Origin of the sequence: Variovorax sp. LjRoot290, from assembly GCF_964253985.1 — a bacterium.
In the GTDB taxonomy this organism is placed as follows: domain Bacteria; phylum Pseudomonadota; class Gammaproteobacteria; order Burkholderiales; family Burkholderiaceae_C; genus Variovorax.
The window spans coordinates 2,262,520-2,277,709 of the sequence record NZ_CAXURW020000001.1; the positions used below are offsets into that span (position 1 = coordinate 2,262,520).

The 15,190-nt window shown below is 69.1% G+C and carries 12 protein-coding genes; 8 read left to right on the plus strand and 4 right to left on the minus strand.

The window, feature by feature from the left end; all coding sequences use genetic code 11:
* Window positions 1–5 precede the first annotated feature (5 nt).
* Genes imuA through ACSQ9A_RS11435 form a run of 4 tightly spaced genes read left to right on the plus strand, consistent with a single transcriptional unit; the run spans window position 6 to window position 6,028 of the window.
* A complete protein-coding gene (imuA, locus tag ACSQ9A_RS11420) occupies window positions 6–806 on the plus strand; it encodes a translesion DNA synthesis-associated protein ImuA (protein ID WP_436303732.1) in 801 nt (266 codons plus the stop codon).
* On the plus strand, window positions 775–2,088 hold the full coding sequence (locus tag ACSQ9A_RS11425) for a Y-family DNA polymerase (RefSeq protein WP_436303733.1): 1,314 nt from the start codon (window positions 775–777) through the stop codon (window positions 2,086–2,088). Before imuA ends, ACSQ9A_RS11425 begins: the two co-directional genes overlap by 32 nt.
* The gene (locus ACSQ9A_RS11430; RefSeq protein ID WP_436303734.1) at window positions 2,081–5,401 is read left to right on the plus strand and encodes an error-prone DNA polymerase; all 3,321 of its coding nucleotides are present in this window, start codon (window positions 2,081–2,083) and stop codon (window positions 5,399–5,401) included. The genes ACSQ9A_RS11425 and ACSQ9A_RS11430 overlap by 8 nt, the downstream gene beginning before the upstream one ends.
* Before the next feature lie 51 nt (window positions 5,402–5,452).
* Complete coding sequence (locus tag ACSQ9A_RS11435; protein WP_436303735.1) at window positions 5,453–6,028, plus strand: NnrU family protein; 576 nt, start codon at window positions 5,453–5,455, stop codon at window positions 6,026–6,028.
* On the opposite strand, the gene ACSQ9A_RS11440 is transcribed toward ACSQ9A_RS11435, so the two are convergent.
* Window positions 6,029–6,514, minus strand: coding sequence for a SixA phosphatase family protein (locus tag ACSQ9A_RS11440; protein WP_436303736.1), 486 nt, complete (start codon window positions 6,512–6,514; stop codon window positions 6,029–6,031).
* A gap of 108 nt (window positions 6,515–6,622) precedes the next feature.
* Here ACSQ9A_RS11440 and ACSQ9A_RS11445 point away from each other — a divergent pair, with 108 nt between their 5' ends.
* Window positions 6,623–7,456: a hypothetical protein gene (locus ACSQ9A_RS11445; protein ID WP_436303737.1), complete on the plus strand. Its 834-nt coding sequence runs from the start codon at window positions 6,623–6,625 to the stop codon at window positions 7,454–7,456.
* 108 nt (window positions 7,457–7,564) lie between these two features.
* Window positions 7,565–9,625: an elongation factor G gene (fusA, locus tag ACSQ9A_RS11450; protein ID WP_436303738.1), complete on the plus strand. Its 2,061-nt coding sequence runs from the start codon at window positions 7,565–7,567 to the stop codon at window positions 9,623–9,625.
* Between the two features lie 32 nt (window positions 9,626–9,657).
* Here the strand turns inward: fusA and ACSQ9A_RS11455 are convergent, their stop codons facing one another.
* From ACSQ9A_RS11455 to ACSQ9A_RS11465, 3 genes are all read right to left on the minus strand, one after another.
* Entirely contained in the window at window positions 9,658–11,190 is a 1,533-nt protein-coding gene (locus ACSQ9A_RS11455) for an amidase (protein WP_436303739.1), read from the minus strand.
* Between the two features lie 28 nt (window positions 11,191–11,218).
* Window positions 11,219–12,202: a Bug family tripartite tricarboxylate transporter substrate binding protein gene (locus ACSQ9A_RS11460; RefSeq protein WP_436303740.1), complete on the minus strand. Its 984-nt coding sequence runs from the start codon at window positions 12,200–12,202 to the stop codon at window positions 11,219–11,221.
* Between the two features lie 112 nt (window positions 12,203–12,314).
* The gene (locus ACSQ9A_RS11465) at window positions 12,315–13,451 is read right to left on the minus strand and encodes an NAD(P)/FAD-dependent oxidoreductase (RefSeq protein ID WP_436303741.1); all 1,137 of its coding nucleotides are present in this window, start codon (window positions 13,449–13,451) and stop codon (window positions 12,315–12,317) included.
* 186 nt (window positions 13,452–13,637) lie between these two features.
* On the opposite strand from ACSQ9A_RS11465, the gene ACSQ9A_RS11470 reads away from it, so the two are divergent.
* Together ACSQ9A_RS11470 and ACSQ9A_RS11475 are read left to right on the plus strand one after the other, a co-directional pair.
* Window positions 13,638–14,204 (plus strand): helix-turn-helix domain-containing protein, encoded by a 567-nt coding sequence (locus tag ACSQ9A_RS11470; RefSeq protein WP_436303742.1) that lies wholly within the window; start codon window positions 13,638–13,640, stop codon window positions 14,202–14,204.
* 47 nt (window positions 14,205–14,251) lie between these two features.
* Window positions 14,252–15,175, plus strand: coding sequence for a hypothetical protein (locus ACSQ9A_RS11475; protein ID WP_436303743.1), 924 nt, complete (start codon window positions 14,252–14,254; stop codon window positions 15,173–15,175).
* Window positions 15,176–15,190 lie beyond the last annotated feature (15 nt).

Sequence of the window (15,190 nt, forward strand, 5' to 3'; positions counted from 1 at the left end):
CCATCATGGGCCTCCCTTCCTTCGACTCCTTTTCCTCTTCTGCGCGCCACAAGGTCTGGCGCGGGGACGAGCTGGGCCTGGCCGACGGGCAGGTCATCGGCACCGGCCATGCGGCGCTCGATGCGCAGCTGCCCGGCGGCGGCTGGCCGGTGGGGGCGATGACCGAGCTGCTGCAGTCCGCGCCCGAGGCGCATGCCTGGCAACTGCTGCTGCCTGCGCTGGCGCAGGCGGTGCAGGGCGGCACCGGTCCCGTGGTCTTGATCGGCGCACCGCAGGAGCCCTTTGGCCCCGCGCTGGCGGCGCGCGGCTTGCCGGTGGAGGCGCTGCTGTGGGTTCGTTGCGAGGCATCGGCGGCCAGGCTGTGGGCCTGCGAACAAGCCTTGCGCTGCGCCGACATGGCCGCCGTGCTGGCCTGGCTGCCGCAGGCGCGCGTGGGCGAGCTGCGGCGGCTGCAGCTCGCGGCGGCGCAGCACGACAGCCTGCTGTTCGTGTTCCGGCCCGAGGCGGCGGCCCATTCGACCTCGCCGGCGCGGCTGCGCCTGCGGTTGGCGAGCTGCGAGGACGACAGCGCGCAAATCGACGTCCACATCCTCAAGCGCCGCGGCCCGCCGCTGGCTTCGCCCATCCGGTTGCCGGCGCGCAGCGAACGCATGACGGCGCTGCTCGCGGCCAGCCAGCTCAGGCGCAAGTTGCGGCGGCAGCAGGAGGGCGGGTTGCAGCCGATGGCGGAGGGCGCGACCGTGGTCCGCCTCGGCCTCCACCAGGAGAAAGGCCATGCACTGGATCGCATTGCGCTGGCCGCCTGAGCTCCTCTCCGATACCGCGCTGCCGTTGCCGCCCCTCGAGGCGCTCGGCTGGTGGGCCTTGCAGTTCACGCCGCGCGTCGTCTGGGTCGACGACGAGGCGCTGCTGCTCGAAGTCTCGGCCTGCGAGCGGCTCTGGGGCGGGCGCCTGGCGCTGATGCGCGAGCTGGCGCGAACCAATCCCGCGCCGGTGCCCGTGCAGCGGGCACAGGGCGCGACCAGCCTGATCGCGCTCGCACGGCTGCGCATGTTCGCGCGCGGCGAAGAGCCGCCGGGCGACTCGTCTTTCGACCTGCCGCTCGACACGCTGAGCGCGGCGCGCGATCACCTCGACGTGCTGGCGCACCTGGGTTGCCGCACCTGGGGCGACGTGGCGGCGCTGCCGCGCGGCGGGCTCACGCGCCGCTTCGGCAAGGAACTGCGCGAAGCGCTCGATGCCGCCTGGGGCCTGCGCCCCGAAAGCCATGCCTGGCTCACGCTGCCCGACGCGTTCGAGCAGAAGCTGGAGCTGCCCGCGCTGGCCGAAAGCGCGCCCGAACTCATGTGGTCGGCCAACCGCCTGCTCAGCGCGCTGCAGATCTGGCTCGCCGCGCGCCAGCGCGGCGCGGTGGCGCTCGAACTGCAATGGACGCTCGACCTCCGGCGCTTCAACGGCGTCGACCTGCCGCCGCACCAGCAGGTCACGGTGCGCACGGCCGAGCCCACGCAGGACATGGCGCACCTGCGGCGTCTTCTGGCCGAGCGGCTCGCGCTCACGACGCTGGCCGCGCCCGCCAGCTGGCTGCGCCTGCGCTCGATCGAGACCACGCCCTGGGCCGGCGCCAGCACGAGCTTTCTGCCGGAAGACAACCGCAAGGGCGACAAGCTGCACGAGCTGGTCGAGCGGCTCAGCGCGCGGCTGGGCGCGCAGCAGGTGCTGCGCGCGGTCGCACAGGCCGATCACCGGCCGGAATGCAAGCAGGTGTGGAAGCCCGCATTGCACAAGGCGCGCGCCGATGCGTCGCCTGTCTCGCAGCCGGATGCGCTCTATCCATCGTGGCTGTTGCGCGAGCCCCTGCGGCTGGACATGGAAGGCGAGCGCCCGTGCTACCAGGGCCGCCTGCGCAAGCTGGTCGGGCCGCAGCGGGTGGAGGCCGGCTGGTGGGGCGAGGGCCAACCCGTGGTGCGCGATTACTACATCGCGGAAAGCCCGAAGGCCGGCCTGGTGTGGATCTATCGCGAGCGGCCTTCGTCCTGCCTCACTTCCGAGGCGCCGCGCTGGTACCTGCAGGGCATGTATGCCTGAACTCAGCGACAAGCAGATCCAGAAGCGCGCACGGGCCTCGGCCACGGTGCATGCGCTGCCGCGGCGGTCGCAGCCCGAGCCGCTGCAGGCGCCGAGCCTGCCTTCTTATGCCGAACTGCACTGCATCACGAACTTCAGCTTCCAGCGTGGCGCATCGCACCCCGAAGAGCTGGTGCAGCGTGCCTACGACCTCGGCTACGAGGCGCTCGCGATCACCGACGAATGCTCGGTGGCCGGCGTGGTGCGCGCGCACGAGGGGCTCAGGGAATACCTCGAAACGCTGGCCCCCACGGAACGACATCCGTTCCGGCTGCTGTTCGGCAGCGAGTTCGCGTTCGAGCGCTTCAAGCTGGTGACGATCGCGCACGACCTCGAAGGCTGGGGCAATCTCTGCGAGTTCATCACCGCGGCGCGCACCACGGCGCCCAAGGGCAGCTACCGCGTGAGCTGGGCGCAAAGCGACGTGGCCTCGCTGCGCGATTGCGAAATTCTTTTCGTGCCGCTGCGCACGCCGGGCGCCATGCCCGATGTTGCAGCGCTCTGCGCCGATGTGGCTGAGGCCGCGCGTCTTTTCGAGGGGCATCTCTGGATCGCGGTCGAGTTGCAGAACGAGCTCGACGACGACCTCTGGCTCGCCGCCTTGCAGCAGGCGAGTGCGCAAACCGGCGTGCCGCTGGTGGCGGCCGGCGACGTGCACATGCACGTGCGTTCGCGCAAGCCGCTGCAGGACGTGATCACCGCCGTGCGCGAAGGCAGGCCGGTGGCCGAGTGCGGCTTTGCGCTGCAGTCCAATGCCGAGCGGCATCTGCGTTCGCGCCTGCGCCTGGCCGAGCTCTATCCGGCCGAGCTGCTCGCCAACACGCTCGAAGTCGCGCGGCGCTGCCGCTTCGATCTCGACGTGATCCGCGAGCACTACAAGTACCCGCTCGAGAGCGTAGCGAGCGGCGAGACGCCGGCCGAGACGCTGGTGCGCAAGACCTGGGAGGGCGCGCGAGTGAAATATCCCGCGGGCATTCCGCAGAAGGTGCGAGCGCAGGTCCAGCACGAGCTCGACCTGATCGTCGAACTTCACTACGAGATGTTCTTCCTCACCGTCGAAGACATCGTGCATTTCGCACGCTCCAAAGACATCCTGTGCCAGGGCCGCGGCTCATCCGCCAACTCGGCCGTCTGCTACTGCCTCGGCATCACCGCCATCGACCCCGATACCGGCCACCTGCTGTTCGAGCGCTTTTTGAGCCGCGAGCGCCGCGAGCCGCCCGACATCGACGTCGACTTCGAGCACCAGCGGCGCGAGGAGGTGATCCAGTACATCTACCAGAAATACGGCCGCGACCGCGCCGCCATCGCCGCGGTCGTGATCTGCTACCGCTCGCGCAGCGCGTTGCGCGACGTGGGCAAGGCGCTGGGCATCGATGCGCGTCTCGTCGACGAGTTCGCCAAGGACCACTACTGGTTCGACCACGTCGTGCTCGACCAGCGCCTCGAAGAAGCGATGCAGCGCGTGAACCTGCGGGAAGACATGCGGAAGCTGTACCAGTGGATCGAGCTCACGCAGCAGCTCAAGGGCTTTCCGCGCCACCTGAGCCAGCACGTGGGCGGCTTCGTGCTCACGCAGACCAAGCTCACGCGCCTGGTGCCGGTCGAGAACGCGTCGATGAAGGACCGCTCCGTCATCCAGTGGGAAAAGGACGATCTCGAGGCCATGGGCATGCTCAAGGTCGACGTGCTGGCGCTCGGCATGCTGAGCGCGATCCGGCGCGCGCTGGCCATGGTCAACGGCTGGCGCAAGACGGCGCTGCAAATGCACCAGATACCGAACGACGACGAGGCCGTGTTCGACATGATCTGCGATGCCGACACCATCGGCGTGTTCCAGATCGAGAGCCGGGCGCAGATGTCGATGCTGCCGCGCCTCAAGCCGAGAACTTATGAAGACCTGGTGATCGAAGTTGCGATCGTGCGGCCGGGGCCGATTCAGGGCGGCATGGTGCACCCGTACCTGAAGAACCGCGAGAAGGTGCGCAAAGGCATTCCCATCGAATACGCGAAGGAAGCTTTGCGCCCCGCGCTCGAGCGCACGCTGGGCGTGCCGATCTTCCAGGAGCAGGTGATGCAGATCGCGATCATCGCCGCCGGCTTCACGCCCGACGAGGCCGATCGCCTGCGTCGCGCGATGGCGGCCTGGAAGCGCAAGGGCGGCATCGACAAGTTCCACGACAAGCTGGTGGAGGGCATGGTCGACAGAGAGTACGACCGCGCCTTTGCCGAAGCCATCTACCAGCAGGTGCTGGGTTTCGGCGACTACGGCTTCCCCGAAAGCCATGCCGCGAGCTTCGCGCTGCTGGTGATCGTGAGCAGCTGGCTCAAGCTGCACGAGCCCGCCTGCTTCCTGGCCGCGATGCTCGACTCGCAGCCCATGGGCTTCTATTCGCCTTCGCAACTGGTGCAGGATGCGCGGCGCCATGGCGTCGAGGTGCGGCCGGTGGATGTGACGGCGAGCGAGTGGGATTGCACCCTGGAGTCGCCGGCGGAGGCGCCACCCGCTGTCAACCCGCGCTTCGCCACCCGCCTCGGCCACCCCCGCCAACCCGCCGTGCGCCTCGGCCTGCGCCGCATCGCCAGCCTCAGCGAGGCCGGCGCGAAGCGCATCCTCGAAGCCCGCGCCGAGGCCGCCTTCAGCAGCACCGAAGACCTGGCCCTGCGCGCCGAACTCGATGCCAAGGACATGGCGGCGCTCGCGGCGGCCGATGCATTGATCACGCTCTCGGGCCACCGCCGCCAGCAGGTGTGGGACGCCACCGCACAGCGCCGCGCGCCGGCGCTGCTCAAGGGCGTGCCCATCCACGAAGCGGCCCTGCAACTGCCCCTCGCGCCCGAGGGCGAGGAGATCGTGGGCGACTACGCCTCGCTGGGCTTCACGCTGCGCCGCCATCCCCTGGCGCTGCTGCGCCCGCGGCTCGCGCGCATGCGGCTATCGAGCGCCGAACAGCTGCGCGAGGTGCCGAGCGGCCAGACCGTGCGCGCCTGCGGCATCGTGATGGGACGCCAGCGCCCGCAGACCGCCAAGGACACCATCTTCGTCACGCTCGAAGACGAGACCGGCAACGTCAACGTGATCGTCTGGAGCCACGTGGTCGAGGCCTGGCGCGAGCCGCTGCTCAAGTCGCACCTGCTCGCGGTGCAGGGTACCTGGCAGCGCGACGTGGACAGCGGCGGCGAGGTGCGCCACCTGGTGGCCACCGGCTTCAAGGACCTCACGCCGCTGCTCGGCCGGTTGGCCAAGAGCAACAAGAGCCGCGATTTCCACTGACAATCGTTCAACGGCCACTGCGGCCAGCAGCGCCGCCTGGAGGTAGTTCCCATGTCTCTTCTTGTCGTTGGCCTCATCTTGTTCCTTGGCATTCATTCGGTGTCCATCGTCGCGCCCGCCTGGCGCGATGCGCAGGTCGAACGGCGCGGCGAGCGAGTCTGGAAAGGCATGTACGCCCTGGCCTCGCTCGCCGGCCTGCTGTTGCTCATCTATGGCTATGGCCTGGCTCGCCAGACGCCGGTGGTGCTTTACACGCCGCCGCCCGCGCTGCGTCATGTCGCGCTGCTGTTGATGCTGCCGGTGTTTCCACTGCTGTTCGCGGCCTACCTGCCCGGGCGCATCCAGCGAACGGTCAAGCACCCCATGCTGCTTGCCGTGGCGCTCTGGGCAACGGCGCACCTGCTGGGCAATGGCACGCTGGCCGACGTGTTGCTGTTCGGGGCTTTCCTCGTCTGGGCAGTGGCCGACTGGATCTCCGTCCAACGCCGCGCTGTGCCACACAGCGTGCCTGGCGCCCCACCGGGTGCTCTGAATGACGTGGTGGCGCTCGCGGGTGGCTTGGTGGTGTATGCCGGCTTCCTGTTTGGGGCACACCGTTGGCTGACTGGGGTGTCGCTGCTCGCTTAGCTACCTCTTCGGCGCGTCCAGCTTCGCCTTCGCCGGGCCGGCCTCCGCGACATCCGCCCATGCCTTGGCATCGAAGCGGAACTCGGCGACGGCGCAGGTGGGCATGTCGATGATCTCGCTCGACAGCCGGTGCGCGAGCTCGGTGAACTCGGGGTTGTGGCCGAAGAGCATCACGCGGTCCAGCTTGTCGTCGAGCGCGCAAATGACGGCCAGCAGGTCGTCCGGGCTGCTGGCGTAGAGCCGCTCATCGACGACGATGTTCTTGCGTGGGTAGCCGATCTCGTCGGCGATGAGTTGCGCCGTCGTCAGCGCCCGCAGCGCCGGGCTCGACACGAGCAGATCGGGTTTCACCCCGCGCTGGGTCAGGCGCTTGCCCATCCTGGGCGCATCATCGCGGCCGCGATCGTTCAATGGCCGCTCCCGATCGGGCAAGGACGGATCGTCGCGACTCGACTTGGCATGCCGCACCAGAAACAAGGTTTTCATGGTCAGCCTTTTCGCCGATGCACTCGGCATGGTGAGGAATATTGTCGGCTGTTGCCTGAGGTGGCGGAAAATTGGATTCCGCCTCTTCGAGCTACCTGGAGTTCCGCCATGGTTGTGCCGTCGCTCTCACATCGCGAACGCGGATTGCTGATCCTGTTCGCCTTGCTGTGGGTGACCGCCATCATTGGGCCCGCGCTGCCGACGCCCGAAATGGCCGCTGCGGCCTTTGCCGACAACCGTGCCTGGCACGGGCTCCCGAACGCGATGGACGTGCTGAGCAATCTGCCCTTTGCGGCGATCGGCATCTGGGGCCTGCTCCGGCTGCGCCGGCTGGACCGGGCTCACAAAGACGCTCAGGACGCCGTGCCGGGCCCGCAGCCCCCGAACCAGCTCCCCGACAACGCGCTCGATTGCGCCTGGATGTTCTTCGCGGGGCTGATCCTCACCGCCGCGGGGTCGGTTTTCTATCACCTGCAGCCCGACGGCCTGCGGCTGGCCGCAGACCGTGCCGGCATGGCGGTCGCGTTCGCCGGCATCCTGGGCCTCGCGGTCTGCGACCGGGTGAGTGCGCGTGCCGGCTGGCCGGCGGCCTGGTTCGCGCTGGCCGGAGGGCTGCTGGCAGTGGGCGTCCATCACGAAACCGGGAACGTGCTGCCGTGGGCACTGGTCCAGTACGGCGGCATGGCGCTGGTCCTGACGCTGGCGCTCGCCAAGCCGATGAGCGGCGCCATCGGGGTCAAGCTGGGCTGGGTGATCTTCTTCTACGGCCTGGCCAAGCTGTTCGAGTTGTCGGACCACGCGATCTACGAGGCGACGCAGCAGCTGATATCGGGCCACACCCTCAAGCATCTGACGGCGGCGCTCGCGGCCCTGCCCGTGCTGCACGCCCTGGGAAGGCAGACCCTGCGAAACCCTGGAGGCGAAGCGATCGTCACGTCGTAGCTGCCCCGCTTGCGCCGGGCCGGTCAATCCCGTACGCTGGGTCGGCAGAGGCAACACGCGATCCCAACCAGCCGTCCGGCGCGCCTACCGGGCGGGAGGAGAACACCCATGCCAAGCCGATCGAACGGCCTCGCGGCCGAAATGGAGACGGTGCGCACACTGGCGCTCGTCGGGGCCTCGGCCTCGGGTAAGACCACCCTGGCCGAGGCCCTGCTTTACAAGGCGGGCGCCATCGGCGCGCCGGGCAGCGTCGAGCGGGGCAGCACCGTCAGCGACCACGATCCGATCGAGCGGCGCATGCAGCATTCGCTCAACGCATCGGTGATGCACCTGACGCATGCCGGCACGCGCATCCACTTCATCGACACGCCCGGCGGGCCCGACTTCCTCGGCCAGAGCCTGCCGGCGCTGGAGGCGGTTGAAACGGCGGCGGTGGTCATCAATGCCGCCACCGGCATCGAGCCGATGGCCGTGCGCATGATGGAGTACGCAGCCTCGCGCCACCTCGCCCGCATGATCATCGTCAACAAGATCGACTCGCAGGGCATCTCGCTGGCGGGCCTGCTGGCCGACATCCAGGCCACCTTCGGCCGCGAATGCCTGCCGCTGAACCTGCCCGACGGGGTCGGCAAGCAGGTGGTGGACTGCTTCTTCAACCGCTTCGGGCAGTCCGACTTCGGCCCCGTCGAAGCGGCGCACCGCGCGCTGGTGGAGCAGGTGGTCGAGGTCGACGCGGCCTTCGTCGACCGCTATCTCGAAGAGGGCGACGTGGATCCGGCCGAGCTGCACGCGCCGCTCGAGCAGGCGCTGCGCGAAGGCCACCTGATCCCGGTGTGCTTCGTCTCGTCGCGCAGCGGCGCCGGCGTGGCCGAGCTGCTGGACGTGATCGTCAAGCTCCTGCCCGACCCGACCGAGGCCAACCCGCCGAACTTCATCGTCGGCGAGGGTGCCGAGGCCAAGCCCATGGAGGCCAGGCCCGACCCTTCGCTGCACGTGCTGGCGCACGTGTTCAAGGTCACGGTCGACCCCTATGTCGGCAGGATGGGCATCTTCCGCGTGCACCAGGGCACGCTCACGCGCGACAGCCAGCTCTACATCGGCGACGGGCGCAAGCCCTTCAAGGTGGGCCACCTGTTCTTGCTGCAGGGCAAGGACCATGTGGAGGTGTCGCGCATGCTGCCGGGCGACATCGCGGCCGTGGCCAAGGTCGACGAGATCCATTTCGACGCCGTGCTGCACGACGCGGCCGAGGACGACCGGGTCCATCTCGCGCCGCTGGAATTCCCGATCCCGGTGCACGGGCTGGCGATCGAGCCCAAGCGGCATGGCGACGAGCAGCGCATGTGGGAGATCCTCGGCAAGCTGGTCGACGAGGATCCCTGCCTGCGGCTGGAGCATGTGGTGGTCACCAACGAGACCATCGTCTACGGCCTGGGCGAGCTGCACCTGCGCGTGCTGCTCGAGCGGCTGCGCGAGGTCTACCGCTTCGAGGTCAACACGCGGCCGCCGCGCATCGCCTACCGCGAGACCGTGACGGTGCCGGCCGAGGGCCACCACCGCCACAAGAAGCAGACCGGCGGCGCCGGCCAGTTCGGCGAGGTGTTCCTGCGCATCGAGCCGCTGCCGCGCGGTTCCGGCTTCGAGTTCGCCGACGAGGTGCGGGGCGGAACCATTCCGAGCCAGTTCATCCCCGCTGTCGAGAAGGGCGTGCGCGAGGTGCTCGAACGCGGCGCGATCGCCGGCTACCCGGTGGTCGACGTGCGCGTGGTGGTCTACGACGGCAAGCACCACAGCGTCGACAGCAAGGACATCGCCTTCGCCACCGCCGGCCGCAAGGCCTTCATCGCGGCCATCCAGGCGGCGCGCGCGATCGTGCTGGAGCCGGTGGTGCAGATCGACATCGCCGCGCCGGACACGGCGATCGGCGACGTCACGGGCGACCTGTCGGGGCGGCGCGGCCTGGTCACGGGCACCTCCAACGGCTCGGCGGGCACGGTGCTGATCCGGGGGCAGGTGCCGCTGTCGGAGCTATCGGGCTACCAGTCGCGGCTCAATGCGCTGACCAGCGGGCAGGGGCGCTACACCATCGAGCTCTCGCACTACGAGGCGGTGCCGCCGGCGCTGCAGCAGACGCTGATGGGACAGCACCGGGTGCGCGACGAGGAGTGAGGCGGAATCGCCTGCGGCGGCCTGAACAGGCCCTAAACCGCCGCATGGCCCCCGGTTGCCGCGGGAGGCATGGCGGCGTCGAGGATCGGCGGGTGCGTCACGATCGATTTGAGCTCGGGCACGGGCTTCGCGAGGCGAGCGAGATCCGGCTGCGGCCGCTGCGTTTCGGGCATGCGCGCGAACGCGGCTTCCATCGCATGCGCCACCGACAGCAGTTCGGCATCGCCGCGGAAGCGGCCCACCAGTTGAAGGCCGAAGGGCATGCCGGCCGCGTCTACGCCGCAGGGCAGGGCGAGCGCCGGGTTGGTGGCCAGCGTCACGACGTAGGTCAGGCCCAGCCAGTGGTAGTAGTTGCGCAGCGGCTGGCCGTTGATCTGATCGAGGTAGGGCAGCGTCCAGGCGAAGGGCGACACCGGCGTGGTCGGCGACAGGATGAGATCGAAGTCCTCGTAGAGCGCCTGGAACGATCGGAAGATGCGCGTCTGCTCCAGGTGCGCCCAGGTGGCGTCTGCCATCGTCATGTTCGCGCCCATCTCGTAGTTGGCGCGCACGTTGGGCCCGAGCGAGTCCGGGTCGGTTTCGTAGGACTCGCGGAATGCCGCGACGAAGCTCGCGGCACGGACCACGTCGAAACAGCGGTCGGCTTCGCCCATGTCGGGCCGCACCGCGTCGACGCTTCGGAACAGGTGGCGGATCGCTGCGATGCGCTGGCGGAACAGCGTGCGGATGCCGTCGTCTACCGGGCAGACGCCGAAGTCTTCGGTGTAGCCGACGCGCAGCGAAGCGAGGTCCGCAGGTGCGAGCTGCGTGAACGTGCGGCCGTCCACCGCATAGGTGAGCGGGTCGCAGGCATGCTGCCCGACCTGGGCGCCGAACTGCAGGCAGGTGTCGGCCACGGTACGCCCCATCGGCCCGATCACCGAGATCGGCGTCCAGCCGAGCTGCCTGCGTTCCACCGGCACCAGCCCCGGCGAGGGACGGAAGCCGACCACCCCGCACAGTGCCGCGGGAATGCGCAGCGACCCGCCGGTGTCGGAGCCGGTTGCCAGCGGCAGCATGCCGGTGGCGAGCGCAGCGGCCGAGCCGCCCGACGAACCGCCCGCATTGCGCATCGGATCGAAGGGATTGCCGGTGGCGCCCCAGACCGGATTGCGCGTGTTGGCGCCGGCGCCCATTTCCGGCACGTTGGTCTTGCCGACCACGATGGCACCCGCGGCGCGCAAGCGCGCGACGAGTGCGTGGTCGCGCGCGGGCACCTGGCCGCGGAAGCGCGGCGAGCCGTAGGTCGTCAGCAGGCCGGCGGTGTCTTCCAGGTCCTTGATGCCGATGGGCAGGCCGTGCAGGCTGCCGAGCGCTTCGCCGCGCAGCACCTGCGCCTCGGCGCGGACGGCCTCTTCGCGCGCGCGCTCGAAGCAGGTGGCGGTGAGCGCGTTGACGGCCGGGTTCAGCGCCTCGATGCGCGCGATGCTGGACTCCAGCACCTCGACGGGCGAGACCTCGCGGCTGCCGATCATGCGGCGCAGTTCGACGGCGGACTGGTCTGGAAGGGTGTTGCCGGATGACATGGATGTGCGAGGCCCAAAGGGAAAAAGGTCAGTCGGGTTTGATCTGCGATTGTTCCGCGATCTTGCGCAGCCGGGTGATGTCCTTGCCGACCATGCCGCTCCAGTCCTTGATGGGCGCATAGGCGGGCTCGAAGCCCACGCCCTTGAGCTTTTCGCGCATCTCGGCGTCCTCCATGGCGGCGGCCAGGGCCTGCTCGAGCTTCTGCTTGACCTCCGGCGGCAAGCCGCGCGGCGCGACCAGCACGATCCAGGAACTCATCTGGTAGCCGGGGTAGCCGCTCTCGGCCACGGTCGGTACATCGGGCAGCAGTGCCGAGCGCGCGGCAGTGGTGACCGCCAGGGGCTTGATCTTGCCGGTCTTGATGTGCGGCACCGCGGCCACCACGCTGTCGAAGGCCAGCGGGATCTGTCCGCCGACCAAGTCGGTCATCGCCGGCGCACTGCCGCGGTAGGGCACGTGCGTGAGCTTGACGCCGGCCGCCGACTTGAACATCTCTCCGGCGAAGTGGGACACGGTGCCGTTGCCGAAGGAGCCGTACATGTACTTGTCGGGCTCGGCCTTGGCGGCTGCAACGAGCTGTTGCACGCTGCTCGCCTGCACCGTCGGATGGGCCACCAGGACCAGCGCCAGGTTGGCCACCATGCCCAGCGGCTCGAAGGCCTTGATCGGGTCGTAGGACAACTTGGGCTGGATGGCCGGATTGAGGGTGTAGGTGGAATTGGAGCTCAAGAGCAGCGTGTAGCCGTCGGGCTTGGCATTCGCCACGAACTGTGCGCCGATGGCGGTGCCCGCGCCGGGCTTGTTGTCGACGATCACCGGCTGCCCGAGCCGTGCCTCGAGTTGCCGCGACAGCAGGCGTCCCATCACGTCGCCCGCACCGCCCGGTGGGAACGGAACGATGATCTGCACCGGCTTTTCCGGATAGCCGGCGGCATGGGCGGACAGCGTGATCGCGAGGGATGCGCAGGCCCATGCTGCGGCATGAAGAAGGGCGCTGATGCGAAGTTGCATGAAAGTCCTTTCGGTGGTGGTTCGAAAATTCTCTTTAACGAGAATTCTCATATCCGAGCAAAGCCGAAAACCTGCATGAATCGTGCCAGTAGAAACCCCTGCGGCGCCGGAGTCAACGCAGTCGCCCCGGCCGGAATGCAAGGGGATCCACGCCATGGGCGAGCAGGTGCGCCGGCGGCGCCTCGTGGTGCAGCAAGGCTGCTGCAAGCTCCGACGCGCCCGCCGCCGTCTGGATGCCATAGCCGCCCTGGCCGGCAAGCCAGAAGAATCCTTCGCAGCTCTCTTCCCAGCCGAGCACGAAGTCGCCGTCCGGCACGAAGGAACGCAGTCCGGCCCACGCATGGCTCGGGCGACGGATCGACAAGGTGGTGGCGCTCTCGATGTGGTGGATGCCCAGGGCCACGTCCAGTTCCTCGGGCACCACGTCGTGCGGCACGACCGGGTCGGCATTGGCCGGGGAACCCAGCAGCTGGCCGGCATCCGGCTTGAAGTAGAAGCTTTCGTCGATGCCGACGACCGCCGGCCATGCCGTGCAGTCGAGGCCCTCGGGTGCCGCGAAGGTGAAGGCGCTGCGCCGCCGCGGTTCGAGCCCGACGCGCGCGGCCTTGCACAGGTCCGCGATCTGGTCGGCCCACGCACCTGCGGCGTTGACCAGGGTACGCGCTTGCACCTGCTGGCCGTCGGCCAGGCTCAGCTGCCAGAAGCCCTCGGTACGCACCGCCGCCGCGAGCTCCGCGTTGCAGCGCAGCGTGCCGCCGCGGGCCCGCATGCCCTTGAGGTAGCCCTGATGGAGTGCATGGACGTCGATGTCCTGTGCATCCTGCTCGAAGATGGCCGCATGCACGCGATCGGCGCGCAGCACCGGCACCATGGAAACGGCCTCCTCGCCGGTGACGAGGCGGACGTTCGCAGCGTTGCGCGACAGCGCCTCGAAAGTCGCCTGCAGCTCCTGCAACTGGGCCTCGCTGGCGATGTAGAGCGCGCCGCGCGGCGTGAGCAGCGGATGCGCGGCGAAGCCTTCGGGTGGTTGCTCGTAGAACGCGCGGCTCGCGCGCGTCAGCGCCCGGATGGCCGGCGTGCCGTAGCTTTCCATGAACATCGCGGCGGAGCGGCCGGTCGAGTGATAGCCGGGCTGGGACTCGCGCTCCAGCACGATCACACTGGAGCGCCCGGCCAAATGGAATGCGAGCGATGCGCCGGCGATGCCGGCGCCGATCACTGTGAAGTCGAAGGAAGGCGGCGTGCTCATGGAATCTGAATTCTCATTTACGAGAATTATCGTTCCGGGGCACAGGTACGGTCAAGCCGCGCCCCGTGCGCCATAATGCGCCGCCCCATGGTCCGTCCCTTGCGTCCTCCGCCCACGCCACCCGCGAAGAAATCGCGCCGCACCAGATCGGCCGCCGCGCCCGTCGAATCGATAGGACGCGATGTCATGGGCGAGCGGCTGCGTTCGATCCGCAAGGCCGCCAAGCTCACGCTGAAGGAGTTGTCCGCTCGTTCGGGCGTGGCCTTGTCCACGCTTTCGAAGATGGAGCTCGGGCAGATCTCCATCAGCTACGAGAAATTCGCCGCTGTCGCGCGGGCGCTGAACGTCGATATCTCGCGCCTGTTCGATCCGGCCGCGCGCCGCATGGGCAAGGCGGCGCCGACCTTCGTTCATTCGGCGCTCGACAGTTCGCCGAGCTATGCCAGCGACCAGTACGAATACCGGATGCTGTGCACCGACTATCCGGCGAAGACCATGGAGCCGATGCACGGCCGCATCCTGGCGCGCCACGAAAACGAGTTCGCCGATTTCATCCGGCATCCCGGCCACGAGTTCTGCATGGTCTTGTCCGGCGCCGTGCGCATCCGCTTCGAGACCGGCGAGTCGGTGCTGGTGCGGCGCAACGAGTCGGTCTACTTCGACAGCAGCGTGGGGCATGTCTATCTCTCGGTCGGGAAGACGCAGGCGCAGGTGGTGGTGGTCATGTCCGGGTCTGCGGGCCAGCGCCCGTAGCCGCGCCCGCACTCGCCTCGGCCGCTGCTTTTCGCTAACCTTGCGCGATGACAGCAGCACTCGCCTCGCAGGGCATCGACGTCAACGCACCCATCGGGCCGCCGCCGCCCGCGCCCGATCTGCCGATCCCGCCAACGCCCGCGCAACCGCCACCGCCGCCGCCCGAGGGCGACCCGCCGGCGGTTGATCCGCCGATGACCGAGCCGGGCGCGCCGCCGCCGGTGGCCGATCCGCCGCCCGGCGCGGCGGCGCTGGGGCGCCTGCATGCGCGCCGCCTGCGCGAGGTCTATCGCTCGGCCGGCTGGCCTTGCTGCGACGCCATCGAGGTCGACCTGCTGGCCGCCGGCCTGCTGGAACGCGTGCGCTCGGCGCCGGGCCACGAAACGCTGCGCGTCACCGATGCCGGCATCGCGCACATTGCGGGCACGCTGGTCGTCAACCGCGCGGTGCTCTCCAAGCACGAGGCGCTGGTCGAGCAGGTCGCGCGCGAGATGACGCGCGCCGGCCGCGTGGCCTGGCGGGCCTTAAGCCTGCGGGCGCGGCTGCCGGCCGCGAGCGAGGGCGACAAGCCGCGCTGGTGCATCGCGCGGCCGGACGTCTTCTCGATCCGCAACACCAGCGTCGAGGCCTATGCGCAACCGATCGTCCACGAAGTCAAGGTCAATCGCGCCGACCTGCTGAGCGACCTGCGCAAGCCTGACAAGCGCGCTGCCTACCTCGACCTCGGCGGCGAGTGCTGGTACGTGTTGGGCTGCGATGCGAAGGGCCGGCCCATCGGCGAGCCCGACGAGATTCCGGCCGAATGCGGCGTGCTGATCGCGCAAGAGGGCCGGCTGGTCGTGGCGCGCTCGGCCGTGCACCGCGCGCTGCCGCGCATGCCCTTCAGCCTCTGGATGGCCCTGGCCAAGGCGCAACCGGTGCCGGGCTTCGACGACGAGTCGCAGGATCTGCTGGCCGGCGTCGACGACTGAGGGTGTTTGCGCGGG